Raw genomic sequence first — 25,318 nt, forward strand, 5'->3', positions numbered from 1 at the left:
AGTGTAATCACAACGAACAGGCAGTCCTGCTCGCTGTTTGAGCACAGGCGGTGATAAATTTAAAGGTTATTAAAGGAAGTTGTTGTGGCGTTGTATGTACAAAAATATGGGGGTACTTCAGTCGGTTCTATTGAACGAATTGAAGCTGTTGCCCAGCGAGTGAAAAAATCTCGTGAACAGGGAAATCAAATAGTTGTGGTCGTGTCGGCTATGTCTGGTGAAACTAATCGTTTACTGGGTATGGCGAAAGCGCTCGATGAGAACGCCGATCGCAGAGAAATGGATGTATTAGTTTCAACGGGTGAACAGGTTACGATTGCATTGTTAACCATCGCGCTGCAAAAAGCTGGTGTCGATGCGATATCAATGACAGGTGATCAGGTTCAAATGAAAACCGATAACAGCCATGGTAAGGCTCGCATCAAAACTGTTGAAACAGACAACTTACAACGTCATCTAGATGAAGGTAAAGTGGTCGTAGTTGCTGGTTTCCAAGGTCGTGATGAAGATAATAATATCACGACGCTGGGGCGCGGCGGTTCGGACACTACCGCAGTTGCAATTGCCGCTGTACTGAAAGCTGATGAATGTCAGATTTATACTGACGTTAATGGCGTCTATACCACCGACCCTCGGGTTGAGCCGCGCGCACGGAAATTAGATTGCATCACTTTCGAAGAGATGCTTGAAATGGCGAGCCTAGGTGCCAAAGTATTACAAATTCGCTCGGTCGAGTTTGCAGGGAAATACAATGTACCTTTACGTGTACTATCTTCATTTGAAGACGGTGAAGGGACATTGATTACTTACGAGGACGTAAAAAAAATGGAATCAGCAATCATATCTGGCATTGCGTTTAACCGCGATGAAGCAAGTTTAACAATATCAGGTATCCCTGATGAACCTTTAGTTGCAGCTAATATCTTAACGCCAATTGGTGATGCAGGTATTGATGTTGACGTTATCGTCCAAAATGCACATGGTAAAGATGGCCTTGTTGATTTTACCTTCACTGTTCACCGTGATGATTACCAAGCCGCAAAAGTCCTCTTGGAAAAGACTTGTGAAGAATTATCTGGAAAAGATGTGCAAGGTAACGATCGTATTGCTAAAATTTCAATAGTAGGTGTCGGTATGTGGAATCATCCAGGTGTCGCTAAAACAATGTTTGAAGTTTTAGGTCGTGAAGGAATCAACATGCAGTTGATTTCAACCTCTGAAATTAAGATTTCAGTAATCGTTGACGAAAAATATTTAGAACTCGGTGTTCGTGCATTGCACGCTGCATTCAACTTAGATGTTGCTTGAACTGAGTGAATTAACAGCAAATTAAGTCTTATTTATTCTTTTCTTGTTTTACATTGAAGCTTTTAATAGAATAATAAGCGGCTTAACAAAAATATAATGAATTAGTTGAGGAATAAATTAATGCTAATATTGACGCGCCGTGTTGGCGAAACACTTATGATCGGTGATGAAGTTACAGTTACTGTTTTAGGTGTTAAAGGTAATCAAGTTCGTATCGGTGTTAATGCGCCTAAAGAAGTATCTGTTCACCGTGAAGAGATCTACATGCGAATTCAAGCAGAAAAAGGCGAAAGCCCTGAAGGCAACTTCTAAATTAGAATAATAAAATTATTACAGACTGGGTTTAGCGATGCTAAGCCCTTTTTTTTATCTGTTTTTTGAATGTTTTGGGACTTTCATCCCGTTTTTGCTGCAATAGTAGTTTTGTTGTTTGAAACTTAAACAGTTACTTGAGTGCTGTTAATTAATATTTGACTTATTTTCCAGTACCCGTATTATGAGCGCCAACAACACGGAGAGGTGGCCGAGTGGCCGAAGGCGCTCCCCTGCTAAGGGAGTATGGGCTTTAAATCCCATCGAGGGTTCGAATCCCTCCCTCTCCGCCATTGTTGTCCTGCTCCTATCTCATATTGAAAAATATGTTATAGTGTTTTGGTCAACTTTTTGGACGTTGTAAGAAATAATTGTTATGCGGATGTAGCTCAGCTGGATAGAGTACCTGGCTACGAACCAGGCGGTCGGAGGTTCGAATCCTCCCATCCGCACCATTATTTCGATTAGAATTAATTCTAAGTAATTAGTAGAAGTTGAAAGCACTTAATCTAATTATGACAATTATAGGTTAGACCAAATATGTGCGGATGTAGCTCAGCTGGATAGAGTACCTGGCTACGAACCAGGCGGTCGGAGGTTCGAATCCTCCCATCCGCACCATTGGTTTTAACTCACGAATAAATACAACAGAATAGATTATGTGCGGATGTAGCTCAGCTGGATAGAGTACCTGGCTACGAACCAGGCGGTCGGAGGTTCGAATCCTCCCATCCGCACCATTTATTCAAATCAACTAGAGATTTCAAACTAGACGTTGTAGAACGTAAACCTAACAGAACAAATTATGTGCGGATGTAGCTCAGCTGGATAGAGTACCTGGCTACGAACCAGGCGGTCGGAGGTTCGAATCCTCCCATCCGCACCATTTGTTCAAACCACAATTTATTTTTTATGGTTTAATTCGTTAAACGGTAAAATAAAACAAGTTCTTAAAATAGAATATGTGCGGATGTAGCTCAGCTGGATAGAGTACCTGGCTACGAACCAGGCGGTCGGAGGTTCGAATCCTCCCATCCGCACCATCTATTTTAAATATAATTTTTTGTGCGGATGTAGCTCAGCTGGATAGAGTACCTGGCTACGAACCAGGCGGTCGGAGGTTCGAATCCTCCCATCCGCACCATTTATTATATTATTATGAATTGTTCCGATGTAAGTCTTTACATTGTCGATGTTTTTCATAATAATAGGGTTTGTGTGGAGAGGTGGCCGAGTGGCCGAAGGCGCTCCCCTGCTAAGGGAGTATGGGCTTTAAATCCCATCGAGGGTTCGAATCCCTCCCTCTCCGCCATTAAATAAAGAAACCGCTTAATTGCGGTTTTTTTATGCCTAAAATTTACTCACCCTCTCAATTCATACCTATTCTATTTTCTGAGACTCTAACCATTCTATCAGCAACTGATTGAATACTTCTGGTTGCTCTGTCATTACCCAGTGACGAGTATTAAGCGCGACGACTCTGTTACCTGGAATGGCCGCCATTTTTTGTTCCCAATTTTTAGAATGGAACATACCCGGTTTATTTTTTCCATAAACAAAAAGCAGTGGACAGGTGATGTCGATGGGTAAGTTTCCTAAAGGACGCCCTGTAAGTGTGTGACTCCATTTCCAGTAGTAGGAATAGGTCATCGCTGAGGTGATGGTCGTAGGATCTCCTGGTGCATTTAATGCCTTTGCCATCTTACGGGTCATCTTATCACCGATGGTGCCACCTATTTTCCAAGCTGCTGCGAGCCATATTTGATAGGCAAACATAAAGGCTTTAGCTTTGCTGGTGAGTACGTGCTCGGAAGAACCTGCATCGCCAATATCAATGCTAATAATTTTACTTACTTTGGACTTATTACGCATATAATATTGGTAACCGAAAAAGCTACCCCAGTCATGTATTAGTAAGGTAACAGGTTTTCCAGCCCCTACTTTATTAACAACGGCATCAATCGTCTCAATTATGTCTGCAAGATCATAATACTTACGTGGTTTATCGATAGCGTAACCAGGCAGTGTAAAACGCACACAGCGGTAAGAATCTTTTAATGTAGCAACCTGATCATCCCATATCCGGTAAGTATCCGGCCAACCATGGATCATCACAATAGTATCTTTTCCTGTACCTTCGATAAGCACGTCAATATCACCAATACTGAGTTTTTCTGTCATAGTCATTCCTTTAATAGCCGCAAAGTTATTCGTTGCAGTATTTTATCGGGTAAATAAAGTAGAGCTATTACTCTATTACCATTTTAACCTTTGATCTATGCTTCTTTATTTAGATTGCGAACTGGTTCCAATTTTATTATTTTTTTAAACGTTAAGATCATGCTTATTTGATGTAATAAGCATTTTTTAGCAGACTATCGACTTTGTGTATTAAATTGATTTGGTGATGAGGTTATCACTGTAAGCCGTTAAAGTTGGTTGCTATTGAGTTAAAAATATCATCAAACTAAGAAATGCGATGGTAGCCGTTGTACCACCAATAATATAGATAAAGCCTTTTTTACCTTGTTGTATGGTCCAGTTATTATATTGTAAGAATCCGAACCACAAGATGCTTAGTATTAAAGGTAATAGAAAAAATTTAAACATAAACTCCCCTACGTAGCGATTTATCACTGTTTATTGAATTATATAGTGGCTAAACTGTCCTACCACTTTTAATTATGCACTTAATATTTATAGAACGGTTAAATACTGCCAGTCGTATACCTATAAGTGCGTTAAGCATAACACTAGCATGCTTAGCTTTGATTATACGTCTAACTTCAATATATAGTGTGACTTAATTCTCTTAGTGATAACACTGTGGGTAAATGAAATTTAGAGGATTAGATGGGTCTTTGGTTATTATTTTTAAGTAGTTTTACATCTGCGACCATTTTACCTGGTAGTTCAGAAATATTATTAACCGCGATGTTAGTTGAAGGTTCGTGGTCACATTGGCAGCTTTTTATTATGGCGACCAGTGGCAATGTATTAGGGTCTATTCTTACCTTTTACATGGGGTATTTTATTTATGCGAAAAAGCCAATCGACTTTTCAGAAAATAAGCACTACCGCCGTGTACATGGCGTGATCCAACGATGGGGTTGGAGTAGTTTGCTATTTAGTTGGTTGCCTGTTTTCGGTGATGTTTTTTGTTTATTAGCAGGTTGGTTACGTTTAAATCCTGTTCTTTCTTTTATCGCTATTATGCTAGGTAAAGCAATTCGCTATGCAATTATTATCTGGTTTATGAGTTCTATTAGCTAATTATTTTATATTTAATTTTAAACTGACGAGGAATTTTTGATGCGTTTGAATTCTTTTTATGGTGCCGTTGTACTGAGTTCTTCAATGTTGTTACTTAGTGGGTGCTCATTACTGGATAAAGACCGTAATACCGCAGCACTGCCTAGTGGAATGACACTAGTTGAACAGCAAGAAAAAGTGCCTAGCAGCTTGCTAATACCCTATGAAAAATACCAGTTAAGCAATGGGCTGACTGTTATCTTGCACGAAGACGATTCCGATCCGTTAACGTATATTGATATGACTTACCATGTTGGTTCTGCACGTGAAGAGCTCGGTAAATCAGGGTTTGCGCATTTCTTCGAGCATATGATGTTCCAAGGCAGTAAAAATGTTGGTGATCAGCAGCATTTTAAAATTGTTAATGAAGCTGGCGGTTCAATGAACGGCAGCACAAATCAAGATAGAACGAATTATTATCAAACAGTACCTGCAAATCAATTAGAAAAAATACTGTGGTTAGAAGCCGACCGTATGGGTTTTTTATTAGATGCAGTTGATCAACGTAAATTCGAGATCCAACGTGCAACCGTTAAAAACGAGCGTTCACAACGTGTAGATAATCGCCCTTACGGTTTACTTGGTGAACGAGTTGGTGAAGCTTTATATCCACGAAATCATCCTTATGCTTGGCAGCCAATTGGTTATATTGAAGATTTGGATCGCGTTGATGTGAACGATTTAAAACAATTCTTCTTACGTTGGTATGGCCCGAACAATGCGACGCTGACGATTGCCGGTAAATTTGATAAAGCAGAGACCTTGGCTTGGGTAAATCAGTATTTTGCGACAATCCCGAAAGGCCCTGAAGTAAAAGATATGCAACCTGTGCCTGTTAGCCTTGATAAAGATCGTTATATTACCTTAGAAGATAACGTGCCACAGCCGATGTTGTATATCAGTTATCCAACAGTATATATGGGGCATAAAGATGAAGCGCCACTCGACCTGTTTGCTTATGCCTTAGGGGGAGGAAAAAACTCACTTTTGTATAAGAATTTAGTGGAAACAGGTTATGCAACAAATGTGGCTGCTTACCACAGCTGCAGTGAACTAAGTTGTACATTTGATATCTATACGCAGCCTAACCCAGCCAAAGGGATGGAGCTAGCCCCGTTATTAGCGAATATTAATGCGTCGATAAAAGAATTAGCAGATAAAGGCATCGCAGCTTCTGAAGTAACCCGATTACGTTCGATCATTGAAAGCTCCGCTATATTTGGTATGCAAAGTGTCGCAGGCAAAGCAAAAGAGCTTGCGTTAGGCGAAACCTTGATGAATGATCCTAATTACTTAACCAAGGGGTTATCCGTTTTCGACACGATCACAGCAGAAGAAGGGATTGCTAGTTATAAAAAATATCTCGAAAATAAGCCAAAAGTAATCATGAGTGTTGTGCCTAAGGGTAAGTTGGAATATATCGCTCATGCGTCGACTTTTACACCCGCACCACGTGATATTAGTAAGCAAAGCACGCAGCTAGATCGAACATTAGCAGTTAGAACGACGGAAGATACTTTTGATCGTTCAGTGATGCCACAAGCGGGCAGTAATCCACAGCAAATATTACCGATGTTATGGCGTCAATCGCTCGCGAATGATATTCAAGTACTTGGTACGGTATACGATGAAACTCCAACCGTTAGCATACAGATTAATTTAAAAGGTGGTCGACGTGTTGAAAACGCTGATAAGCAAGGGATTGCGAAACTAACGGCCGCTATGATGAATCAATCTACAACGCAACATTCATCGGCAGAGCTTAATGATCAATTACAATTACTAGGTAGTAGCATTAATTTTTCTGCTGGTCTTTATGGCACGAGTATCAGTGTTAACAGCTTATCGAAAAATGTACCTGCAACATTAGCAATATTAGAAGAGAAACTCTTTAAACCGGGTTTTGTTGACGCTGATTTCACGCGTGTTAAGGCTCAGTCAAGACAAGCTTCATTACAAAATCAGCAAAGAGTCGGTTGGTTAGGGCAATTAGCTACACAGCGTATTTTGTATGGTGAAGACCGTGTTACTGGCAACCCATCATCTGGTACATTAAAAAATCAAGCTGCATTAACGCGTGATGATGTACTTGCTTACTATCAGCAATATTATAACTTAGCAGAAGCTAAAATAGTGGTGGTTGGTGATGTTAGTGAAGCTGCTGTTACGACGTCGTTAGGCTTTTTACAGCAAGGCGCTCATTTACCTGCAGTGAGTTACCCAGCTCTAGCAAAAGCACCGTTATGGCAACCGAACACACTTTATATTGTTGATAAGCCAGATGCAGTACAGTCTGTAATTAAAGTAATATCACCCGCGGTAGCGTATGATGTGACAGGTGATTTCTTTAAAGCTAATCTAATGAACTTTAATTTAGGTGGTAACTTTAACAGTCGTTTGAATCAGAATTTACGCGAAGATAAAGGGTATACATACGGTGCGATGACCGGATTTTATGCTGACCGTGAATATGGTTTTTTCTCTTCATCTGCGGATGTTCGCGCTGAAGTAACTGGCGATGCAATCAAAGAAACGTTAAAAGAGTTAAAAGCTTATACAGACGGTGGTATCACTGATTCTGAACTGGCTTATATGAAGAGTGCGGTTTCACAGCAGGAAGCCTTGTCTTATGAAACACCTGCTCAGAAGTCTAATTTCTTAATGCAGTTATTATTATTGGATTTATCACCTGATTTTGTAGAGCAGCAAGCAAAGATCATTCAAATGATGAATAAGTCTGAAATTCAGGCATTAGCAAAGACTTACTTATCGAGCGATAAATTTTCTGTTATTGTGGTTGGTGATCGTCAGTTGATTGAAAAACAGGTTCAAGACTTTGGTTTAGATATTCAGATTTTTGATCTGTTAGATAAATAATAGACTTGAAATTAACCTTAAAGATTGCTCTATTGATCGCGCAATTTTTAAGGTGATACTTTTATATAGTTCATTGGTGGATTTAATTTGAACGTTACATTTAAATCTCTGATCTCGAAATTATCAGAGCCAAGTAATATACAGTCGCTAAACGGCATCACGCGCGGCATTGAACGAGAGTGTTTACGCGTAAATGAAGTAGGAGGCTTATCACAGAACAGCCATCCTGCAGCATTTGGCTCAGCATTAAGTCATCAGCACATTACCACAGACTATTCTGAAAGCTTATTGGAATTCATTACACCTGTTAGCGACAGTGCCGCCAAGGCGCAACAGCAATTGAGTGATATTCATCGCAATGTAGTTAAAAACCTTGATGGTGAGCTATTTTGGCCTTCGAGTATGCCATGCCAAGTTTGTGATGAAGAAAATATTCCATTAGCTAAATATGGTACATCTAATACAGGTAAAATGAAGCATACCTACCGCATCGGTTTAAAACACCGTTATGGCAGTAGTATGCAAATTATTTCAGGTCTGCATTATAATGTGTCATTACCCGTTATTTTTTGGAAAACGCTTTATGATCTTAAGGGGGAAACTGGCGAACTCCAAGATTTTATTTCCCATAGCTATATGGGACTTATCCGTAATTTTTATCGTTATGGTTGGTTAGTACCTTATCTATTTGGTGCATCTCCTGCGTTAAACCGTTCATTCTTACCGGCGGAGAAGCAAGCACCGTTCTCAACATTGGGTGAAGATACGTTATATATGCCATATGCCACATCGTTACGCATGAGTGATTTGGGTTATACCAATAATGCGCAAGATGATTTGGTTATTTGCCATAATACGCTAGAGAATTATACCGACAGCTTGAAAAAAGCGATTAAAACAAAAGCACCTGAATTTGCCAATATCGGTATTAAGGTTGATGGTGAGTATCGCCAGCTTAATGACAATGTTTTGCAGATTGAAAATGAACTGTATGCGCCGATTCGACCTAAGCGTGTCGCTAAGCCAAATGAAAAACCTTCAGAAGCATTAGCTGCTCGTGGTATTGAGTATATTGAGATCCGTTCTTTGGATGTGAACCCATTTGTAGCTACGGGTATTACAACTGCGCAGATGTCAGTGTTAGATAGCTTGTTAGTTTGGATGGCTCTGCAGCCTTCTGCACCAATGACGGCTGACGAAATGGCTGTCTGTCGTGATAACAGTACGAAAGTGGTGATGGAAGGACGTAAACCTGGTTTAACATTACAACTTGATGGTCAGGAACAAGTACTTGCTGATGTTGCTGAGCATATTCTTACTGAAGTACAGCTGGTAGCAGGGCTATTGGATGGCGCAGAACTCGCTACTAAGACTGATGCGAGTCATTTTTCTCAAGCGGTTGCTGAACAACAGGTATTGATTAAGCGTCCCGATTCGTTATTGTCTGGGCAAGTGCTTGCGGCAATGAAGGTACAAGGTCTAGAGCATAATGATTTTATTTTAAACTTAGCAAAGAAGTATAAAGCAGAATTATTAGCGGCAGATTATGTGCATTGGGATGATACTTATTTTAATAAAATGCAGCAGCAATCAGTCGTGCAACAACAGCAGATAGAAGCGGAAGATACGCTTGATTTTGATGCGTTCTTAAGTGAATACTTTGCATCAACTAAAAATGGGTAAAAAAAAGAGCCTAAAATTAGGCTCTAAAAAATGAAAAAACAACTCTTGCAATGAATCAGACTACAGGATTTAGTTATGGTTCATAAATAATTGTAGTAGTTGGAAAATAAAAAAAAGGAGCCTTAATAAGGCTCCTAAAAATGAAAAAACAACTCTTGCACTTAATCTGACTACAGCATTAAGCAATGGTTCATAAAATTATTATTTGTTTACTAAATTATTTCAACGGAGTGTTAATAATGCCATTACTGGATAGTTTTACGGTCGACCATACCATCATGAATGCACCTGCAGTACGTATTGCCAAAACAATGGCAACACCAAGCAAAGATACTATTACTGTCTTTGACCTGCGTTTCTGTGCTCCCAATAAAGATATTTTAAGTGAAAAAGGTATTCATACTTTAGAACATCTTTACGCTGGTTTTATGCGTGACCATCTCAATTCAGCAACGGTAGAAATTATTGATCTTTCGCCAATGGGCTGTCGTACTGGTTTTTACATGAGCCTAATTGGCGCTCCAACTGAACAACAAGTTGCAGATGCTTGGTTAGCAGCAATGCAAGATGTACTTATGGTTGAAGATCAGAATGCGATCCCTGAATTAAACGAGTATCAATGTGGTACTTACCTGATGCATTCGTTAGAAGAAGCAAAACAAATTGCACAGGCTATTATTACCGCGGGTATTGGTGTGAACCAGAATGATGATTTGCTGTTAGCAGACGAAATCCTGAATAAATTGTAATGATTAAAGGCGACGATTAAGTTGCCTTTTTTATTACTATTACGGTCAATCTATTCTAGGATGAAACATACAGTTTCCTTTCCACAGGCAGTCATTAATGACTAGGAGGAGTGATGAAAAAAAGGCAGTTGTTTAATAAAAAAGGTTATTTGGTTGCGTTGTTTAGCTTAGCTTTAACCGCGTGTTCAACCGTGAAGGTGAGTACTGATTATGATCAAAGTGCAGATTTTACCGCATTAAAAGGGTTTAATTGGTTACCTGAATCGGCAAAAGCTGAAAAAGAAAATGCTTATCTGAATAATCGGATTATGGATGTGCGCATCACTAAAGCGATTGACAAGCAGCTTGTTGTACAAGGTTTTTCATTTTCGACAGCGCCTGATTTTTATGTGAATTACAGCATTACCTCAGAAAAGAAAACCAATATTCGTACTTATAATAATTATTCCGGCTATGGCCCAAGTTGGGGTTGGGGTATCGGTTATGGACACCGAGGTATGTCACTGAGTGCGCACACAGAAACCCGTGTTGATGAATACCAGCAAGGTAGTCTCGTTATCGATGTGATTGATCCAACAAGCTTAGAGTTAATTTGGCGAGGTATAGGGAGTAAACGTCTACCTGAATCGACAGATGCGGCTGAAATGGATAAGTTAGTTGCAGAGGTGGTGAAAAATATATTAAGTAAATACCCACCTAAAGCAGGAAAGTAATCTAGCTAAGCGGTCATCGCAATACGTTACTTGGTATTGTAGACATAAATAGGCTTGAACAAATAAAAATGAGCAACCAGTGGCTGCTCATTTTTATATAGAATGACTACGATACTATCATCAGTGCAACATTGGATGCAGCAATACCTGCACCAAGCCATTTACTCACGATTAAATGCGAAACTCGTTCACCAACAAACATAATTGCAAGAGCTGAGATTAACATGCCTACACCGAAGCCAGATAAGCTTCCAGTGGCTTCAATACCATGAGCAAATCCGTGGAAAAATACTAAACCAATTGATATCATCAATAGGAGTGTTGTAAAAGATTCGTGACGGTTAAAGCTATTCCAAATCCCCAGAGCCACGACAAAGGTTGAGGCGGCAATTATTAGCTCAATACCGGTTACTGCAACAGTAACGCTACCTACGATTAAGCCAATGACCAAACTGATAAGTGCAGCCATAAATAAGCTGAATTTAATTTTTATTGGTGAACTTTTATTTGTGGCTGGATTGTTAGCCACTAAAGAACTGGTAACTCGGCTAATCAATATACCAAGAGAAAACATCATGATTAAATGATCAAACCCTGTTAGTGGGTGTAATATGCCGTCAACAATTGAGCTGTGCGGCATGTGTCCTGAATGGGCGAAGGCCATAGGAGCGGCAAATAAAGTTGAGAGCGTTAGTAAACGTAAAAATTTCATAGATGATGTCCTTATTATTGTTTAGTTGAATATGTAATTTTAATGCTGATACTCATTTTCGGGCTTGAGTGTTAACAATATTTTGTTACAACCCATGATTTCTTAACGCATATACAGCCGCTGTAATGCTGATATGTGTCCCATTTTTGATTACGGCATAGGGAACCCCGGTTAATCCTACCGAATGAGCATCTGAAATATCTTTATCAATAATTTTGTCAATATATGTACCGTTTTTATTAAGTTGTTCTTTCGTAAGAATAATATCCAATTCTGAAGCCAGATTTATGAGTACTTGGGTATCTCCAATATCAAGGCCTTGGATAAAATAGGCTGAAAAAACTTTGTCATACAGATCTGATGTATTTTTACCTTGATCTTCGGATATCTTGATTGCTCGATGGGCTGCTCGTGTGTTTGGTGTGATTGAAATATTATCAAAATTAATATTTATACCTTCATTGCTTGCTATATCAACTACGATCGAGTCGCGTCGGCGTGATTCTTCGATTGAACCAAATTTGTTTTTTCTGTACGTTGCACGTGGAATACCTGCTATTGGTAAGGATGGGTTTAATTGGAAAGCGCGGTATTGCAGATGTGCGGAAACCGTTGTATTCAATCGGATAGCTTCAGCGATGCGATGATGCGCAATATAAGAGTATGGGCAGGTAAAATCTAAGTAAACATCAATAGTATTCATGCATAAGTCCTTACGACCATTTATTATTTTTAATGATGATGAGTTTTGGCGTAGTGTTGCGCTAGTAAGTCAGTGCTAAAATCACCTTTGGGGTCACGCCAGACACTGTGAATATGGTTAGCGTTACGTTGGGTGTTGTCAAATTCGATAACGAGACCCTCCCCCTGAATTCGGTAATAATTTGGCTCTCCACGATTAGTCTCACCCGCCCAAGCAAAGTGTAATCCATCAAATTTATCACCTGTGACCTTTCTTAATTCCAGCTCTGCAATTTCATCAGGTAAGCGTCCAACATAAAGATTGATGAGTTCAGTAAGAATGTCTCTTTGATGTTTATTCATATCGGCAGCCGCTAATCCTTTGGGCTTTTCAGAAAAACTGACTGCTTTACGATGTTGGTGAGTGAGACCGATCTGTCGTTCGAGTAAATCTTGAACTCGCTCAAAATGATCTCGCTGTGGCCCGTGAAATTGTTGTCGCCAAACATCGGCCAGCCGTCTTGGTTCGATAGGATGATGTCCCACATCAATTGAGCTTCTATTTCCTCCTACTATATCTATCGGTGGGATGGAAGATATCACTACATGGGATTGCTGCTGATCAGTAAAACTAGTTAGGAGGTCAAATGCTGTATCTTGTAATGACCCCAAAGGTCGCAACATATGTGCTCCTAACAATGGTACTGTTGCCGGATCTGCGCCTAAGAAACTAGGTGTTCCTGATGACAATTGTCCATTAACAATAGTATTGTTAATGGAAATATGGTGGCCACCAAAACGCCAACCCCAATTCATACCATTTGGATCACCAAAAATACGGAGGTAATAACGATTAGGATCTCTAAAGCGTCCATGCTTATCGCTAAGACCATGTCCTTCAATTCGATCTAGAATATTTTCAAGTCCAATAATAGCTGTAACTGTGGCATAGCCAGCTTCTGAAAGTCCGGTTGCCAAGAGCTTGAAAGCTAGCGCTTGCTGGCGAACATTCATTTCACCAAGTGTTAAGCCACCATGATTACTGGGTGTATAGAACCACAGTGTGCGTTCAGTATCCGAAGGAAAACTCCATGCTGCAGTGGATAATTGATTCGGGCGAAGAGAAGATATAAATAAATCTGCTGCGCTACTCATTCTTAACGCTATCCTAGCTCTTACTGTTTCTTCACTTGGTACCATAGTTTTACCTTCCATTGTTATAATTTCATATCGACTATATGGATATTTTATTGGATCCGTTTTTAGCTATTTTTATATCTAGCCTCCAATTTCTTATAGACAGGGTTATTATATTCCTTCATCTAGTTTTGATAATTGAGCTAAATGTAAAATTATTATTCGGATAATATGAACAATAGAAGGTAAGAAAGTAAGTAGGTAAGTAAATAGGTAAGTAAATAGGTAAGTAAATAGGTAAGTAAATAGGTAAGTAATAAGTCGGTAGGTTTTTAGATATAGCTTGTAATTCAAGCAGCTTAAAAAAGTGGTAAAAATCGATTCATAGCAGGGGGACTGCTATGAATCGGTTTATAATTAATCATTCAGGTAGCGTAAGCAGAGTCTGCCTGATAATATTTATTTTTGTTTTTCACGCGCGATCGCACGGTAGCCAATATCGGTTCGGTAGAAAGCACCTTCCCACTTGATTTGTGCCGCTAGCTTATATGCATTTTCTTGTGCTTCAGTCACTGTGTTACCCAGTGCCGTTGCACAAAGTACACGACCACCGTTAGTCACAATGCTGTCACCTTGCAGTGCTGTGCCAGCATGGAACACTTTGCTTTCAGTTGAGTCCGTTTTTGGTAGGCCCGTAATGATGTCGCCTTTTGCGTAATCAGCAGGGTAACCGCCAGCTGCAATTACTACACCAACAGCTGCACGTTCGTCATAATCCGCTGTCACTGTGTCTAGTTTTCCTGCAACAGCAGCAAGACAAAGTTCGACTAGATCTGATTTTAAACGCATCATGATAGGTTGCGTTTCTGGATCACCAAAACGACAGTTATATTCTAATACTTTCGCGGTGCCATCTGGTGCAATCATTAGGCCTGCATAGAGGAAACCAGTGTAAGTATTACCTTCCGCTTTCATGCCATCAACCGTCGGGCGAATTACTTCATTCATTGCAAAGTCATGCACAGCTTGTGTTACCACTGGTGCAGGTGAGTAAGCTCCCATACCACCTGTGTTTGGACCTTTATCACCATTGTCACGTGCTTTATGATCTTGGCTTGTTGCTAGCGCCAGAATATTCTCGCCATCAACCATGACAATAAAGCTTGCTTCTTCACCGACTAAAAATTCTTCGATAACAACACGTGCACCGGCATCGCCAAACTTGTTACCTTCAAGCATATCGTCAATTGCGGCAAATGCTTGTACTTCAGTTTCAGCGATAATTACGCCTTTACCTGCCGCTAGGCCATCAGCTTTAATTACAATTGGGCAACCCATTTCACTTACATACGCTTTTGCAGGCGCGATCTCTGTGAAGTTTTGGTATGCCGCTGTTGGAATTTTGTGACGTGCAAAGAAGTCTTTTGAAAATGCTTTTGAGCCTTCTAGCTGTGCAGCCCCTTGTGTTGGACCAAAGATAGCCAAACCTTCAGCTTGGAAGGCATCAACAACACCAAGTACTAATGGTACTTCAGGGCCAACAATCGTTAGCTCAATTTTGTTTTCTTGTGCGAATGCAACCAATGCTGGAATATCTTCCACTTGGATAGGTACATTCTTACATTTGTTTTCTAGCGAAGAACCAATATTACCAGGTGCGATAAATACAGTTTCAACATTTTTAGACTGAGCCGCTTTCCAACCTAGGGCGTGTTCACGACCACCGCCACCAATAATTAATACGTTCATAATGATGTTATTCCTTTTACTTTATGCGCTAATCTTGGGGGTACTCTGCGATACTTAGCAAGATTTATAATTGAATGAGAGCAGTACAGTCAGAGTTGTGTGTGTCATTACTCTGACTGTATTTTTAACTAATGTGCTTTTCCTACAGGCTTAGTGACGGAAGTGACGCATACCTGTGAAGATCATTGTCATACCGTGTTCGTTAGCCGCATCGATAATCTCATTATCGCGGATTGAACCACCTGGTTGGATTACACATGTAATACCCGCAGCCGCTGCAGCATCAATGCCGTCACGGAATGGGAAGAATGCATCTGATGCCATTACTGAACCTTCAACCACAAGACCTTCGTCAGCGGCTTTAATACCAGCAACTTTCGCACTGTAAACGCGGCTCATTTGACCTGCACCTACACCAACTGTTACGCCATCTTTTGCGTAAACAATTGCATTTGATTTAACAAATTTAGCTACTTTCCAGCAGAATAGTAGGTCAGTCAGTTCTTGTTCTGTTGGTTGACGTTCAGATACAACCGTTAAGTCGTCTAGTCTAACCATGCCACGGTCGCGATCTTGTACTAAAATTCCGCCGTTAACACGTTTAATATCGAACTCACCGTTTTTAGTTGTCCATTCACCACATTCAAGTAAACGTACGTTTTTCTTACTTGCAACAATAACGCTTGCTTCAGCACTGACTGATGGAGCAATGATTACTTCCGTAAATTGACGGTCAACGATTGCTTGTGCAGTGACTGCGTCAAGTTCACGGTTGAAAGCAATGATGCCACCGAATGCTGATGTCGGATCTGTTTTAAATGCACTGTCGTAAGCACTTAAGATATCGTCACCAATAGCAACACCACATGGGTTTGCGTGTTTTACAATCACACATGCCGGTGCATCGAATTCTTTCACACATTCGAGTGCTGCGTCAGTATCTGCGATGTTGTTATAAGATAATGCTTTACCTTGTAGCTGTGTTGCTGTTGCAACAGATGCTTCAGTGGTATTTTTTTCAACATAGAATGCGGCGTCTTGGTGGCTGTTTTCACCGTAACGCATATCTTGTTTTTTGATGAACTGGCTGTTGAATGTGCGTGGGAATTTAGATTCTTTATCACCTTCCGTGTTGTCGCCATAACTTGGAACCATAGTACCAAAGTAGTTTGCGATCATGCCATCATAAGCCGCTGTGTGCTCAAATGCTGCAATAGCAAGGTCGAAACGGGTTTTATGAGTCAGTGAGGTATTGTTTGCAGACATTTCATTTAATACGCGGTCATAATCGCTAGCGTTAACGACAATTGTTACGTCTTTGTGGTTTTTAGCTGCAGAGCGAACCATTGTTGGACCACCGATGTCGATATTCTCAACGGCGTCAGCTAGGCTGCAATTTGGATTGGCAACAGTGTTGGCAAATGGGTAAAGGTTAACAACAACAATATCAATTGGATTGATACCGTGTTCTGACATGACTTCAACATCAATGTCACGACGGCCAAGAATGCCTCCATGTACTTTTGGATGGAGCGTTTTAACACGACCATCCATCATTTCTGGATGACCTGTATAGTCAGAAACTTCTATTACTGGTATGTCATTTTCAGCTAATAATTTAGCTGTCCCGCCAGTAGATAGTAATTCGACACCTTGTTCTACTAGGCTGCGAGAAAATTCTACAATACCAGTTTTATCAGACACACTGATAAGTGCACGGCGAATAGGTCGAGCGTTGTCCATTTTACGATTACCTCAAAGTACATTTTTATAGAAGGATGTTTTCGGAAAAGGTCGGCTGGGCCTTTTACGGAAACATCCTGCACTATGTTCCTTCTATACCTACTAACTTTACGAAGCAATTTGCTTGTTAAAGTGTTTTAGATATATAACGTACCGCAGATGGGGGGCATTCTAACTGAAAATTAATTAATTGTGTCTATTTTTTCATAAAAAATTCACGAACAGCATGTTTATGCTTTGAATTTAACTACGCAAGTATAATCAAGGTATATTAACGAATTATGTACCTGTTATAGACGTTCGTTATTACATTGTTATTTTAACGTTTTTTCTTTTTGTGCCAGATCTTATCTTCTTCACCTCGAAGCAGACGTATAATATTGTCGTAGTGACGCCAAATAATAAGGCAAGATAACATGGCAACGGGTAGGGTATATTGGGCTTTAAAAATAAGGGTGTAAATTGGCGCAAAGAGAGCTGTAAAAATAGCTGCCATTGAGGAATAGCCAGTCACGACCAAAGATAACCCCCAGCTTAATACAATTGAGGCGCCTAAATCAAGACCGATAGTCAGCAGCGCGCCAAACGCAGTTGCAACCCCTTTACCACCTTGAAATTTAAAGAAAATTGGATAGATATGGCCAAGGCAAGCTGCGATTGCTATGAGTCCTAGAGAAAATGGCGTGAGGTTTAAATACCAAGCGACCCAGACCGGTAGTGCGCCTTTTAACATGTCAAAAAAGAGTACTAAGCCTGCGGCGAATTTGTTTCCTGAACGCAATACATTGGTTGCACCTGGGTTTAGTGAACCGTATTTTCGTGGATCAGGTAAGCGAAACAGCTGACAAATTAGGATAGCTGAAGAAATCGAACCTAGCAGATAGGCGAAAATGATAAAGATTAAGCTCAATAGGGTCATTACTGATTAATTCTTCTCTAGGTTTGCTGTATTATTGCATTATTATATCCATTAATAAATTACGTGCTGTAATAAGGCTTACAATTACGTAGTTTATCTTAGATATAACTAAAAATTGAGAAACCTATCATACGCGTTTTCTATTCGCTAGGGTATCCGACCTCTATCAAGTTTACTACGGACGAGTTCATGGACATTGTATTTATTGAAAAATTGGAAGTTTTTACCACGATCGGTGTATATGATTGGGAAAAGAAGATCATTCAACGGTTAGTATTTGATTTGAAAATGGCACATGATAATCGCCCTTCAGCACTGACTGATGATATTACCAAAGCATTGGATTATTCCGCTGTATCTAAATTAGTGACTGACTTTGCACAAAGCAATATTTTTGAGTTGGTTGAAACAATGGCTGAGCAAGTTGCTGAACTATTAATGACAACATTTGGTATACCTTGGATTAGCCTCAAACTGAGTAAACCTGGTGCTGTCGCAAATGCGGCAACGGTTGGTGTATATATTGAACGTGGTCAGCGTGATGGAACGTTTGCGTAATGGCTCTCGTGTATATCGGCATTGGTAGTAACATTGATAAAGAGTATCATGTCGCGAATGCGCTGCGTGATCTTGATAAGATGTTTGATGGCTGCCGTATTTCACCAATTTTCGAAAGTGCTGCTGTTAATTGCACAGGTGATAACTACTACAATTTGGTGGTGGAGTTTACCACATCGTTATCGCTTAACGAATTAATGCAGTGCTTAAAAGATCTTGAAATAACACATGGACGTAAAGCGACTGATCGTCGTTATGCACCCCGAACCTTAGATTTGGATTTATTGTTATTCGACAATATCATCCAGTCTGAAATGCCTATTTTACCTCGTTCTGAAATTCTTTATCATGCTTTTGTATTATGGCCTCTCGCTGAACTAGCTCCGGATTTATGTCATCCGGTGTCTGGTATTTCAATGGCTGAGTTATGGCGTGATTTTGACAAATCAACACAGGTCCTCATGCTCGCTAAGTGGCAATGGCCGAAATAGCTGAGCTGGTTTAAAAATTATAATGAAAAAGGTTAATACGAATAATTTATAGTATTAACCTTGTTCATTAAACTGATTTATTTTTAACTATTACAATAAAGGAAATATGAATGAGTACTTTGGAAGTGATCGTTCTGGCATTGATTCAGGGACTAACTGAATTTTTACCCGTATCAAGCTCTGCTCACCTTATTTTGCCGTCACAGCTACTGGGCTGGGAGGATCAAGGTCTTGCTTTTGATGTTGCTGTACATATAGGTACATTATTAGCGGTACTTATTTATTTCCGTGACGAAGTTGGCACCATGGCTGTGGCTTGGGTTCGTTCTCTGTTTAAACAAGAACACACGAAAGACAGTCAACTAGCATGGTGCATACTATTAGCGACCATTCCGGCTGCGTTATTTGGCTTCTTTGGCAAAGATTTAATTGAGTTATACTTGCGTAGTACCACGGTGATTGCCACGACTACGATTATCTTTGGCTTGCTGTTATGGTGGGCTGATGCCAATGCCACGCAAATTAAAGATGAGTATAAGACTGGTTGGAAAGGGGCATTAATCATTGGTTTTGCGCAAATGCTAGCGTTAGTTCCTGGGACGTCTCGCTCGGGTGTGACGATTACGGCGGGTTTGATGTTAGGGCTTAGCCGTAGTGCTGCAGCACGCTTTTCATTCTTAATGTCGATTCCGATTATTGCAATGGCGGGTGGTTATTTAACACTGAAATTAGTACTGCATGGTGATGTCGTTGAAACCCTGCAAGCGGGTGAAATCATGACGACAGTACGCGCTGTTGATTGGTTTGCGATGGGCTTAGGCGTTGTAGTTTCTTTCTTTAGTGCTATTGCCTGTATTCATGTATTTTTGAAAGTGCTAGAAAAATTAGGCATGTTCCCGTTTGTTATCTACCGCCTACTGTTAGGCGCTGGTCTGTTCTATTTAATCTATACTCAAGGGCTTTAATTCACTCGATTAGTATTGGTACTAAAGACGAGAGAGAAAAGGCTGTTACCAGTGAGGTAGCAGCCTTTTTTGATTTTGCATGTTAATCATCATTTATGACAATTACTTATTGAGATCGTAATGTGGCTAATGCTGCAATACGTTGTGTTGTTAATTGTTGTTTGATTTCCGCACCACGGAACCCTGCAGCAATGATCGGTTGTACTGCAATATCACAAGCCGTATTAAGCATTTGTGTCAGGTATTGGGTCGGTTGATATTCATCGGGTAATTTACAGACTTGGCTGCTTGAGCAGGTTAACAATATTTGCTGAAAACGTTCAGGTTTACGCCATGCATCGGTATTATCGAAAAGGCTGATAATATCAGTAGGCTCTAAGGTTAGAGCGCTGTGAATGTTTTCTTGTTGCGCGCTAACCAGCAACGCTAAATCTCGGTGTTCGTTGGGCACTTTACAGCGCTTGGCCAGTGCTTTAATACTGACTTGAGAATTATCAAGTTGCTGCATCAATGCAGCAAAGCGAATGGCTAAATCAGCCGAAAGTAATGCCGTTTTCTGTAGCTGAATTAAGGCTTGCTGGCCGACAGTTTTAGTCCCATTGTCACCTTCGCGATGTGTATTTACCATTCGCTCAAAGAGGGCATCGAGTTCGGGTAAGATAACTGCTAATGCGCCAATTTCATTTAACACGTGGAAAAATATTTCTGGATTCGCTGCTGATAATGTCTTTTCAACTTCTTGCCATACGCGCTCGGGGGTTAATTCAGCAAGATCACCTACCTGTGTCATGCCCTGCATTAACGTCAGTGTTTCATTAGCGATAGTAAAGCCAAGATGGTGAAAGCGTGCGGCAAAACGGGCCACGCGTAGGACGCGTAATGGATCTTCACTGAAGCTCTCTGAGATATGACGCAGTATGCGATTATTTAGATCTGCTCTGGCATTAAGTGGGTCGATGATTTGACCGTTCATGTCTTCAACCATAGCATTAATGGTCAGATCTCGGCGCACAAGATCTTGCTCAAGGGTCACATCGGGTGCTGCATAGCAGGTAAAACCTGTATAACCAGAACCACTTTTTCGTTCGGTTCGTGCCAGTGCATATTCTTGCTTACTGCTCGGGTGTAGGAATACAGGGAAATCTTTACCGACTTGCTGATAGCCTTGTTCGAGCATTTCTGCGGGGGTTGCACCAACAACAACAAAATCTTTATCTTTTACCGGTAGAGATAATAATTTGTCACGAACGGCTCCGCCGACTAAATATATTTGCACTAAACAACCCCTGTTACTTTAATGATAGTTTTAAGATAATTACACGGTACTTTTTAAGTATACCTTACCGAATAATAAATTCGATCTTTGCTGTCAATTGTGGAAATTTACTTGCGGTAACTCAGTTTCAGTTGATGGTTAATGAGCACTACAACTTATTTTATGAATAAAGTAGTATTTTTATCGCCTATTTTTGACATTTTGTTGTCTAGCTATTAACGTGAAGCATCAACCATAGGATGATAATCATAGATGTATACTGAGTTTTTTCATTTAAAAGAAATGCCTTTCTCTATTGCTCCCGATCCTCGTTTCTTTTTTATGAGCGATAGGCATAAAGAGGCACTGACACACCTGACTTATGGATTACAAGGTGCAGGTGGTTTTGTCATGTTAACCGGTGAAGTAGGAACCGGTAAAACCACAGTTTCACGTGCACTAGCTGAGGGCTTAACGAATGACACGATCTTGGGTTATATTCATAATCCTGCAATAAGTGAGCTGGAGTTACTCGCGACGCTCTGTGATCAATTCAAGCTCGACTATGATAATAATGGACTGAGTTTAAAAGTACTCTTTGATTTATTACATCATTATCTACTCAGTAATTGTCAGCAACATAAATCCTGCGTGGTTATGATTGATGAAGCACAATTATTATCCACTAAAGCACTGGAACAATTACGTTTGTTAACCAACCTCGATGTTGACCATAAAAAGCTATTACACATAGTATTAATTGGCCAACCCGAGTTACAGCAAAAACTAAAACAGCCTGAATTACGCCAACTCGCGCAACGTATTACCGCTCGTTATCATTTATTGCCTTTAACTGAATCTGAATTAACCAGTTACGTGGCGTATCGTCTAAGTATTGCATCCGGTAATCCAGGTTTATTTAACACCAAAGTATTAAAGTGTATTTACCAACATACTTTAGGTATCCCGCGTTTAGTTAATTTGGTGTGTGATAAAGCCTTGTATTATGCGTTTAAAGAAAATGCCAATAAAATTACCCCACAACATGTGCAAGAAGCCGTTAATGCGGTCGTTGTTACTGGGACAATCAAATCCAAGTCTAGCAAAGTAAGCTTATTTGCGGGTGCGCTAGGTATGGTATTAATAGGTTTTGGTTTGGCTGGTTTTCAGCTGGGGTTATTTGATCGCCTAATAGATAAAGCGTCAACTGCAGAAGTAGCGGTAGTCAATGACACTCCAGACAAGATTGAGGTAAATAAACTTGTCATAGATGAAGTACCTCCTGTTATGAGTGAGGTCATATCTGACAAGGCGTTATTAGCGAATATTAATTCTGCACGACAAAGCAGTGCAGCTACTCAGTTTTTATATAAAGAGTGGGGCTATGATATTGCATTGAACGATGCGACTTGTCGTAATGCGCAATATGCGAAATTACGTTGTCTGCAGCGACAGGGTAATTATGCACAATTAGTACAATATAACTTACCTGCTGTGGTCCGTTTACTGGATAACCTCGGTGAAGATTATTACGCAACCTTGTTGAGTATTACGTCGTTAGGTGTGGAGTTACAATTAAACAACAGCCATTTATTGGTGAGCCAAGCTTGGTTTGAAAAATATTGGAGTGGTGATTTCACATTATTTTGGACAGCACCAAGTCGTTTTAAAAATAGCTTAAAACAAAATGATAAAGGTACACTAATACGCTGGTTAGATCGTAACGTGAGTGCCGCGCTTGGTGAAGAAGCCTTATCAGGTACGAGGTTTGATGCGATATTAATGAAAAAGGTGATACGTTTTCAACAACAGGCGGGTTTAACCGCTGATGGTATTGTTGGTCCTCAAACTATGATGACAGTTGTCCATTATGCTGACAGCACTGTGCCAAAATTGAATGTGGCGACACATATACTGGAGAAAAAATGAGCCTTGCAGTTGGTAAAATCTTAAGTCTATGCAGTTTTAGTGCAAGCTTAGCGGTGAGTGTATTATGGAGTCCAGCCTTATTTGCAAACGACAATGCTCGTCATAATATAAATGTAACAAGGCCTGTTTTAGCGGGCGTTGAACAAACCGATCCGCTGACTATTCTAAAGTTACCTGATATTGAGTTCGAGCATCCATTATCCGTGGTGAGTATTCCGGAAACACCTGTATTACCTTCGTATTCACCAGATAATGTACCTGCTGTGATTGTACCGAGTAGCAAGCCTATAGTGAAAGAGGCTCAAGCTTCTGAGTTATTAACGATGAATGATGAATTAGCTAATGAGCAGGTGTCTGCCGAACTACTCGCTAAATTTAATCGGGCGTTAACGGCGACAAGTGATACTGATAGCATTCCTGTTAAAGTGATAGCTGAGAGCTACAATGCCGTCCCTATTAAGGACTTACCCGCACACTTGCGTGCGCAAATCCCTGATATCAGCTATAGTTCGCATGTGTATTCGTCGCAACCACAAAATCGTAGCGTGCGTCTTAATAACCGAGACTTACGTGAAGGAAGTTGGTTAAGTGATGATGTTGAGATTTTAGAGATATTACAAAATGAAGTGATTATGCGCGTTGGTGCGCAGAGCTTTAGTCTCCAAGCTTTATCTGATTGGTCTGCATAATTTCATTGCGCGGATAGTCTAAATGAGCAAGGACGTCGTTAACTACATCCTTGCTCATCATCTTACTGTTTCGCTAATTTATTAATCACATGATCTGCCTCTGTCATAATACGCTCTACGATAATAGCGACACTTGGTACATCATTAATCAATCCTTGCGATTGACCAATAAATTGCACACCAGTAGTTAAATCACCATTAATGGTGGCGGCTTCTAGTTTTTCAGTTGCTGCACCGAAATATGACAATTGCTTAATTTTATCGAATTGCACAAAGACGCCTGCGACTAATTTCCAAAACGGTAAGTCGACCATTTTAGCGGCCTTTACCGATTTAAATAAGGCTAAGGCAAAATGCATTGGTTTTTTGGTTGCTTTAATAGAAGCTGGCGTTTTTAAAACGCGGGCATAGAGACCATCAAAGTTTTTCGAATAGATAGTATCGTTCTCTGATTTGCTAGTAATGATTTGTTTAACGTCATTATGCAAAGCACTTTCTTGGCTGGTGGCAAAACGGGAGCCCATTGCAACCCCTTCAGCACCAAGTGAAATAGCGGCAATTAAACCTCGACCATCAGCAAAACCGCCCGTCGCGATAACGGGAATATCCACGGCGCTGGCAATCGCGGGTACCAATACTAGTGAGGTGACATCGCCACCGTGTGCGGCAGCTTCATGGCCTGTTACCATCAAGGCATCAGCACCAATCGATTGTGCAGACTTCGCATGTTTCTCATTAACGACCGTGGCAATGACTTTACCACCATAAGCATGGACCTGTTCGACGATCCAATCACCTTTACCAAGTGAGAAGTTAATCACGGGTACTTGTTCTTCAATACCTATTTTGGCATTTTCTTTCGCCCCTGGCATAAGTAAGGTAGCGCCAATACCGAATGGTTTGTCAGTAAGTTCACGGATCTTTTTGATTGCTGCGCGGGTTTCTTCTTGGCTCAATGGTCCTGTTGCTAAAATACCTAAACCTCCAGCATTGGAAACGGCCGCAACAAGTTCTGGTTTTGATATCCAACTCATACCAGGTAAGACGATGGGATGCTCAATCCCTAATAATTCTGTAATCCGTGTTTTCATCACTTTATCCCAAAGATGCAAAAAGGTTGGAAATAAACTAGCATAAATGCACTAATACATACAGATGTTAATGGTATGTATGTTTTTAACAAAATTATTTATTGATAAATTTTAACTATCGCAACTTTAGTTTGGGTATATTCTGTGTATTTTATATTCACAATATTATCTGCTGGATAGACAGATCCCCATGTGTAAGACATCGACTATGTGGATGTCGGGATATAGTCGTTACGTCACTGCGTTTATCTCAGTATTAGACCTAGTCTTACACTCGTGAAAATCAATAATAACTATACATATCAGTAACTTGCTTGTTATTTTGTTTTATTTCTTGTAAATGTATGTAATTTAATTGAATTTACGCGCTTGTTGCTCAGGGTTAATGACGTATATTTATAAGCACAAGGACGGAGCAGGAACATCTTCAGGAAGAAGACCAAAG

22 protein-coding genes and 8 tRNA genes are annotated in these 25,318 nt (G+C 40.2%); 20 read left to right on the forward strand and 10 right to left on the reverse strand.

What is annotated here, in order from left to right:
• The first annotated feature begins 84 nt into the window (after positions 1 to 84).
• From BT797_RS00975 to BT797_RS01020, 10 genes are all read left to right on the forward strand, one after another.
• Complete coding sequence (locus BT797_RS00975; RefSeq protein WP_045108935.1) at positions 85 to 1,308, forward strand: aspartate kinase; 1,224 nt, start codon at positions 85 to 87, stop codon at positions 1,306 to 1,308.
• 120 nt (positions 1,309 to 1,428) lie between these two features.
• A complete protein-coding gene (csrA, locus tag BT797_RS00980) occupies positions 1,429 to 1,620 on the forward strand; it encodes a carbon storage regulator CsrA (protein ID WP_006033372.1) in 192 nt (63 codons plus the stop codon).
• A 201-nt stretch (positions 1,621 to 1,821) separates the two neighbouring features.
• Positions 1,822 to 1,913, forward strand: a tRNA-Ser gene (locus BT797_RS00985).
• Between the two features lie 85 nt (positions 1,914 to 1,998).
• Positions 1,999 to 2,075: transfer RNA gene (locus BT797_RS00990), tRNA-Arg, on the forward strand.
• Between the two features lie 89 nt (positions 2,076 to 2,164).
• Positions 2,165 to 2,241 (forward strand) — tRNA-Arg (locus tag BT797_RS00995).
• 42 nt (positions 2,242 to 2,283) lie between these two features.
• Positions 2,284 to 2,360: transfer RNA gene (locus BT797_RS01000), tRNA-Arg, on the forward strand.
• Positions 2,361 to 2,429: 69 nt separating this feature from the next.
• Positions 2,430 to 2,506, forward strand: a tRNA-Arg gene (locus BT797_RS01005).
• A gap of 80 nt (positions 2,507 to 2,586) precedes the next feature.
• A tRNA-Arg gene (locus BT797_RS01010) sits at positions 2,587 to 2,663 on the forward strand.
• A 24-nt stretch (positions 2,664 to 2,687) separates the two neighbouring features.
• Positions 2,688 to 2,764: transfer RNA gene (locus BT797_RS01015), tRNA-Arg, on the forward strand.
• A 76-nt stretch (positions 2,765 to 2,840) separates the two neighbouring features.
• Positions 2,841 to 2,932 (forward strand) — tRNA-Ser (locus BT797_RS01020).
• 68 nt (positions 2,933 to 3,000) lie between these two features.
• Here the strand turns inward: BT797_RS01020 and BT797_RS01025 are convergent.
• Positions 3,001 to 3,801, reverse strand: coding sequence for an alpha/beta fold hydrolase (locus tag BT797_RS01025; protein WP_045108936.1), 801 nt, complete (start codon positions 3,799 to 3,801; stop codon positions 3,001 to 3,003).
• Between the two features lie 261 nt (positions 3,802 to 4,062).
• Positions 4,063 to 4,230 carry a hypothetical protein gene (locus BT797_RS23745; protein WP_045108937.1) on the reverse strand — a complete coding sequence of 56 codons (168 nt, stop codon included), beginning with the start codon at positions 4,228 to 4,230 and terminating at the stop codon, positions 4,063 to 4,065.
• A gap of 243 nt (positions 4,231 to 4,473) precedes the next feature.
• On the opposite strand from BT797_RS23745, the gene BT797_RS01030 reads away from it, so the two are divergent.
• From BT797_RS01030 to BT797_RS01050, 5 genes are all read left to right on the forward strand, one after another.
• On the forward strand, positions 4,474 to 4,893 hold the full coding sequence (locus BT797_RS01030) for a YqaA family protein (RefSeq protein ID WP_045108938.1): 420 nt from the start codon (positions 4,474 to 4,476) through the stop codon (positions 4,891 to 4,893).
• 39 nt (positions 4,894 to 4,932) lie between these two features.
• Positions 4,933 to 7,809, forward strand: coding sequence for a M16 family metallopeptidase (locus BT797_RS01035; protein ID WP_075470901.1), 2,877 nt, complete (start codon positions 4,933 to 4,935; stop codon positions 7,807 to 7,809).
• A gap of 87 nt (positions 7,810 to 7,896) precedes the next feature.
• Positions 7,897 to 9,492, forward strand: a complete 1,596-nt coding sequence (gshA, locus tag BT797_RS01040) for a glutamate--cysteine ligase (RefSeq protein ID WP_045108940.1) — start codon at positions 7,897 to 7,899, stop codon at positions 9,490 to 9,492.
• A gap of 239 nt (positions 9,493 to 9,731) precedes the next feature.
• Entirely contained in the window at positions 9,732 to 10,241 is a 510-nt protein-coding gene (luxS, locus tag BT797_RS01045) for an S-ribosylhomocysteine lyase (protein ID WP_045108941.1), read from the forward strand.
• Between the two features lie 113 nt (positions 10,242 to 10,354).
• The gene (locus BT797_RS01050) at positions 10,355 to 10,954 is read left to right on the forward strand and encodes a DUF4136 domain-containing protein (protein ID WP_075470902.1); all 600 of its coding nucleotides are present in this window, start codon (positions 10,355 to 10,357) and stop codon (positions 10,952 to 10,954) included.
• 106 nt (positions 10,955 to 11,060) lie between these two features.
• Here the strand turns inward: BT797_RS01050 and BT797_RS01055 are convergent, their stop codons facing one another.
• The 6 genes from BT797_RS01055 to plsY all read right to left on the reverse strand — a co-directional run bounded on the left by BT797_RS01055 (position 11,061) and on the right by plsY (position 17,895).
• Positions 11,061 to 11,666: a HupE/UreJ family protein gene (locus BT797_RS01055; RefSeq protein ID WP_075470904.1), complete on the reverse strand. Its 606-nt coding sequence runs from the start codon at positions 11,664 to 11,666 to the stop codon at positions 11,061 to 11,063.
• A gap of 85 nt (positions 11,667 to 11,751) precedes the next feature.
• Positions 11,752 to 12,369 (reverse strand): DsbA family oxidoreductase, encoded by a 618-nt coding sequence (locus tag BT797_RS01060; RefSeq protein WP_052678234.1) that lies wholly within the window; start codon positions 12,367 to 12,369, stop codon positions 11,752 to 11,754.
• Positions 12,370 to 12,398: 29 nt separating this feature from the next.
• Positions 12,399 to 13,502, reverse strand: coding sequence for a DUF3500 domain-containing protein (locus BT797_RS01065; protein WP_052678235.1), 1,104 nt, complete (start codon positions 13,500 to 13,502; stop codon positions 12,399 to 12,401).
• 441 nt (positions 13,503 to 13,943) lie between these two features.
• On the reverse strand, positions 13,944 to 15,233 hold the full coding sequence (gene purD, locus BT797_RS01070) for a phosphoribosylamine--glycine ligase (RefSeq protein ID WP_045108945.1): 1,290 nt from the start codon (positions 15,231 to 15,233) through the stop codon (positions 13,944 to 13,946).
• A gap of 150 nt (positions 15,234 to 15,383) precedes the next feature.
• Positions 15,384 to 16,976 carry a bifunctional phosphoribosylaminoimidazolecarboxamide formyltransferase/IMP cyclohydrolase gene (gene purH / locus BT797_RS01075; RefSeq protein WP_045108946.1) on the reverse strand — a complete coding sequence of 531 codons (1,593 nt, stop codon included), beginning with the start codon at positions 16,974 to 16,976 and terminating at the stop codon, positions 15,384 to 15,386.
• 319 nt (positions 16,977 to 17,295) lie between these two features.
• A complete protein-coding gene (plsY, locus tag BT797_RS01080) occupies positions 17,296 to 17,895 on the reverse strand; it encodes a glycerol-3-phosphate 1-O-acyltransferase PlsY (RefSeq protein WP_045108947.1) in 600 nt (199 codons plus the stop codon).
• A gap of 189 nt (positions 17,896 to 18,084) precedes the next feature.
• Between plsY and folB the strand changes: the two genes are divergently transcribed.
• From folB to BT797_RS01095, 3 genes are all read left to right on the forward strand, one after another.
• Positions 18,085 to 18,453: a dihydroneopterin aldolase gene (gene folB / locus BT797_RS01085; protein WP_045108948.1), complete on the forward strand. Its 369-nt coding sequence runs from the start codon at positions 18,085 to 18,087 to the stop codon at positions 18,451 to 18,453.
• Positions 18,453 to 18,944: a 2-amino-4-hydroxy-6-hydroxymethyldihydropteridine diphosphokinase gene (gene folK, locus BT797_RS01090; RefSeq protein ID WP_045108949.1), complete on the forward strand. Its 492-nt coding sequence runs from the start codon at positions 18,453 to 18,455 to the stop codon at positions 18,942 to 18,944. The genes folB and folK overlap by 1 nt, the downstream gene beginning before the upstream one ends.
• Positions 18,945 to 19,054: 110 nt before the next feature.
• Positions 19,055 to 19,909 carry an undecaprenyl-diphosphate phosphatase gene (locus BT797_RS01095; protein WP_045108950.1) on the forward strand — a complete coding sequence of 285 codons (855 nt, stop codon included), beginning with the start codon at positions 19,055 to 19,057 and terminating at the stop codon, positions 19,907 to 19,909.
• A 106-nt stretch (positions 19,910 to 20,015) separates the two neighbouring features.
• Here the strand turns inward: BT797_RS01095 and BT797_RS01100 are convergent, their stop codons facing one another.
• Complete coding sequence (locus BT797_RS01100; protein ID WP_075470905.1) at positions 20,016 to 21,185, reverse strand: multifunctional CCA addition/repair protein; 1,170 nt, start codon at positions 21,183 to 21,185, stop codon at positions 20,016 to 20,018.
• Positions 21,186 to 21,437: 252 nt separating this feature from the next.
• Between BT797_RS01100 and BT797_RS01105 the strand changes: the two genes are divergently transcribed.
• Both BT797_RS01105 and BT797_RS01110 read left to right on the forward strand, forming a co-directional pair.
• Complete coding sequence (locus BT797_RS01105) at positions 21,438 to 23,093, forward strand: ExeA family protein (protein ID WP_075470907.1); 1,656 nt, start codon at positions 21,438 to 21,440, stop codon at positions 23,091 to 23,093.
• A complete protein-coding gene (locus BT797_RS01110) occupies positions 23,090 to 23,782 on the forward strand; it encodes a general secretion pathway protein GspB (RefSeq protein WP_045108953.1) in 693 nt (230 codons plus the stop codon). The genes BT797_RS01105 and BT797_RS01110 overlap by 4 nt, the downstream gene beginning before the upstream one ends.
• A 62-nt stretch (positions 23,783 to 23,844) precedes the next feature.
• Here BT797_RS01110 and BT797_RS01115 read toward each other — a convergent pair whose 3' ends face one another.
• The gene (locus BT797_RS01115; protein ID WP_045108954.1) at positions 23,845 to 24,873 is read right to left on the reverse strand and encodes an NAD(P)H-dependent flavin oxidoreductase; all 1,029 of its coding nucleotides are present in this window, start codon (positions 24,871 to 24,873) and stop codon (positions 23,845 to 23,847) included.
• Positions 24,874 to 25,318: the final 445 nt, after the last annotated feature.

It is taken from the genome of Moritella viscosa (genome assembly GCF_900120065.1).
GTDB classification, from domain to species: domain Bacteria; phylum Pseudomonadota; class Gammaproteobacteria; order Enterobacterales; family Moritellaceae; genus Moritella; species Moritella viscosa.

Excerpts from the sequence above, each read along its gene's own strand:
- BT797_RS01115 (WP_045108954.1), bottom strand. The coding sequence starts at position 24,873 with ATGAAAACACGGATTACAGAATTATTAGGGATTGAGCATCCCATCGTC.
- purH (WP_045108946.1), bottom strand. The coding sequence starts at position 16,976 with ATGGACAACGCTCGACCTATTCGCCGTGCACTTATCAGTGTGTCTGAT.
- BT797_RS01050 (WP_075470902.1), top strand. The coding sequence starts at position 10,355 with ATGAAAAAAAGGCAGTTGTTTAATAAAAAAGGTTATTTGGTTGCGTTG.
- plsY (WP_045108947.1), bottom strand. The coding sequence starts at position 17,895 with ATGACCCTATTGAGCTTAATCTTTATCATTTTCGCCTATCTGCTAGGT.
- BT797_RS01030 (WP_045108938.1), top strand. The coding sequence starts at position 4,474 with ATGGGTCTTTGGTTATTATTTTTAAGTAGTTTTACATCTGCGACCATT.
- BT797_RS01095 (WP_045108950.1), top strand. The coding sequence starts at position 19,055 with ATGAGTACTTTGGAAGTGATCGTTCTGGCATTGATTCAGGGACTAACT.
- BT797_RS01035 (WP_075470901.1), top strand. The coding sequence starts at position 4,933 with ATGCGTTTGAATTCTTTTTATGGTGCCGTTGTACTGAGTTCTTCAATG.
- BT797_RS01025 (WP_045108936.1), bottom strand. The coding sequence starts at position 3,801 with ATGACAGAAAAACTCAGTATTGGTGATATTGACGTGCTTATCGAAGGT.
- csrA (WP_006033372.1), top strand. The coding sequence starts at position 1,429 with ATGCTAATATTGACGCGCCGTGTTGGCGAAACACTTATGATCGGTGAT.
- BT797_RS01110 (WP_045108953.1), top strand. The coding sequence starts at position 23,090 with ATGAGCCTTGCAGTTGGTAAAATCTTAAGTCTATGCAGTTTTAGTGCA.
- BT797_RS01055 (WP_075470904.1), bottom strand. The coding sequence starts at position 11,666 with ATGAAATTTTTACGTTTACTAACGCTCTCAACTTTATTTGCCGCTCCT.
- folB (WP_045108948.1), top strand. The coding sequence starts at position 18,085 with ATGGACATTGTATTTATTGAAAAATTGGAAGTTTTTACCACGATCGGT.
- folK (WP_045108949.1), top strand. The coding sequence starts at position 18,453 with ATGGCTCTCGTGTATATCGGCATTGGTAGTAACATTGATAAAGAGTAT.
- BT797_RS01060 (WP_052678234.1), bottom strand. The coding sequence starts at position 12,369 with ATGAATACTATTGATGTTTACTTAGATTTTACCTGCCCATACTCTTAT.
- luxS (WP_045108941.1), top strand. The coding sequence starts at position 9,732 with ATGCCATTACTGGATAGTTTTACGGTCGACCATACCATCATGAATGCA.
- BT797_RS01105 (WP_075470907.1), top strand. The coding sequence starts at position 21,438 with ATGTATACTGAGTTTTTTCATTTAAAAGAAATGCCTTTCTCTATTGCT.
- BT797_RS01065 (WP_052678235.1), bottom strand. The coding sequence starts at position 13,502 with ATGAGTAGCGCAGCAGATTTATTTATATCTTCTCTTCGCCCGAATCAA.
- purD (WP_045108945.1), bottom strand. The coding sequence starts at position 15,233 with ATGAACGTATTAATTATTGGTGGCGGTGGTCGTGAACACGCCCTAGGT.
- BT797_RS23745 (WP_045108937.1), bottom strand. The coding sequence starts at position 4,230 with ATGTTTAAATTTTTTCTATTACCTTTAATACTAAGCATCTTGTGGTTC.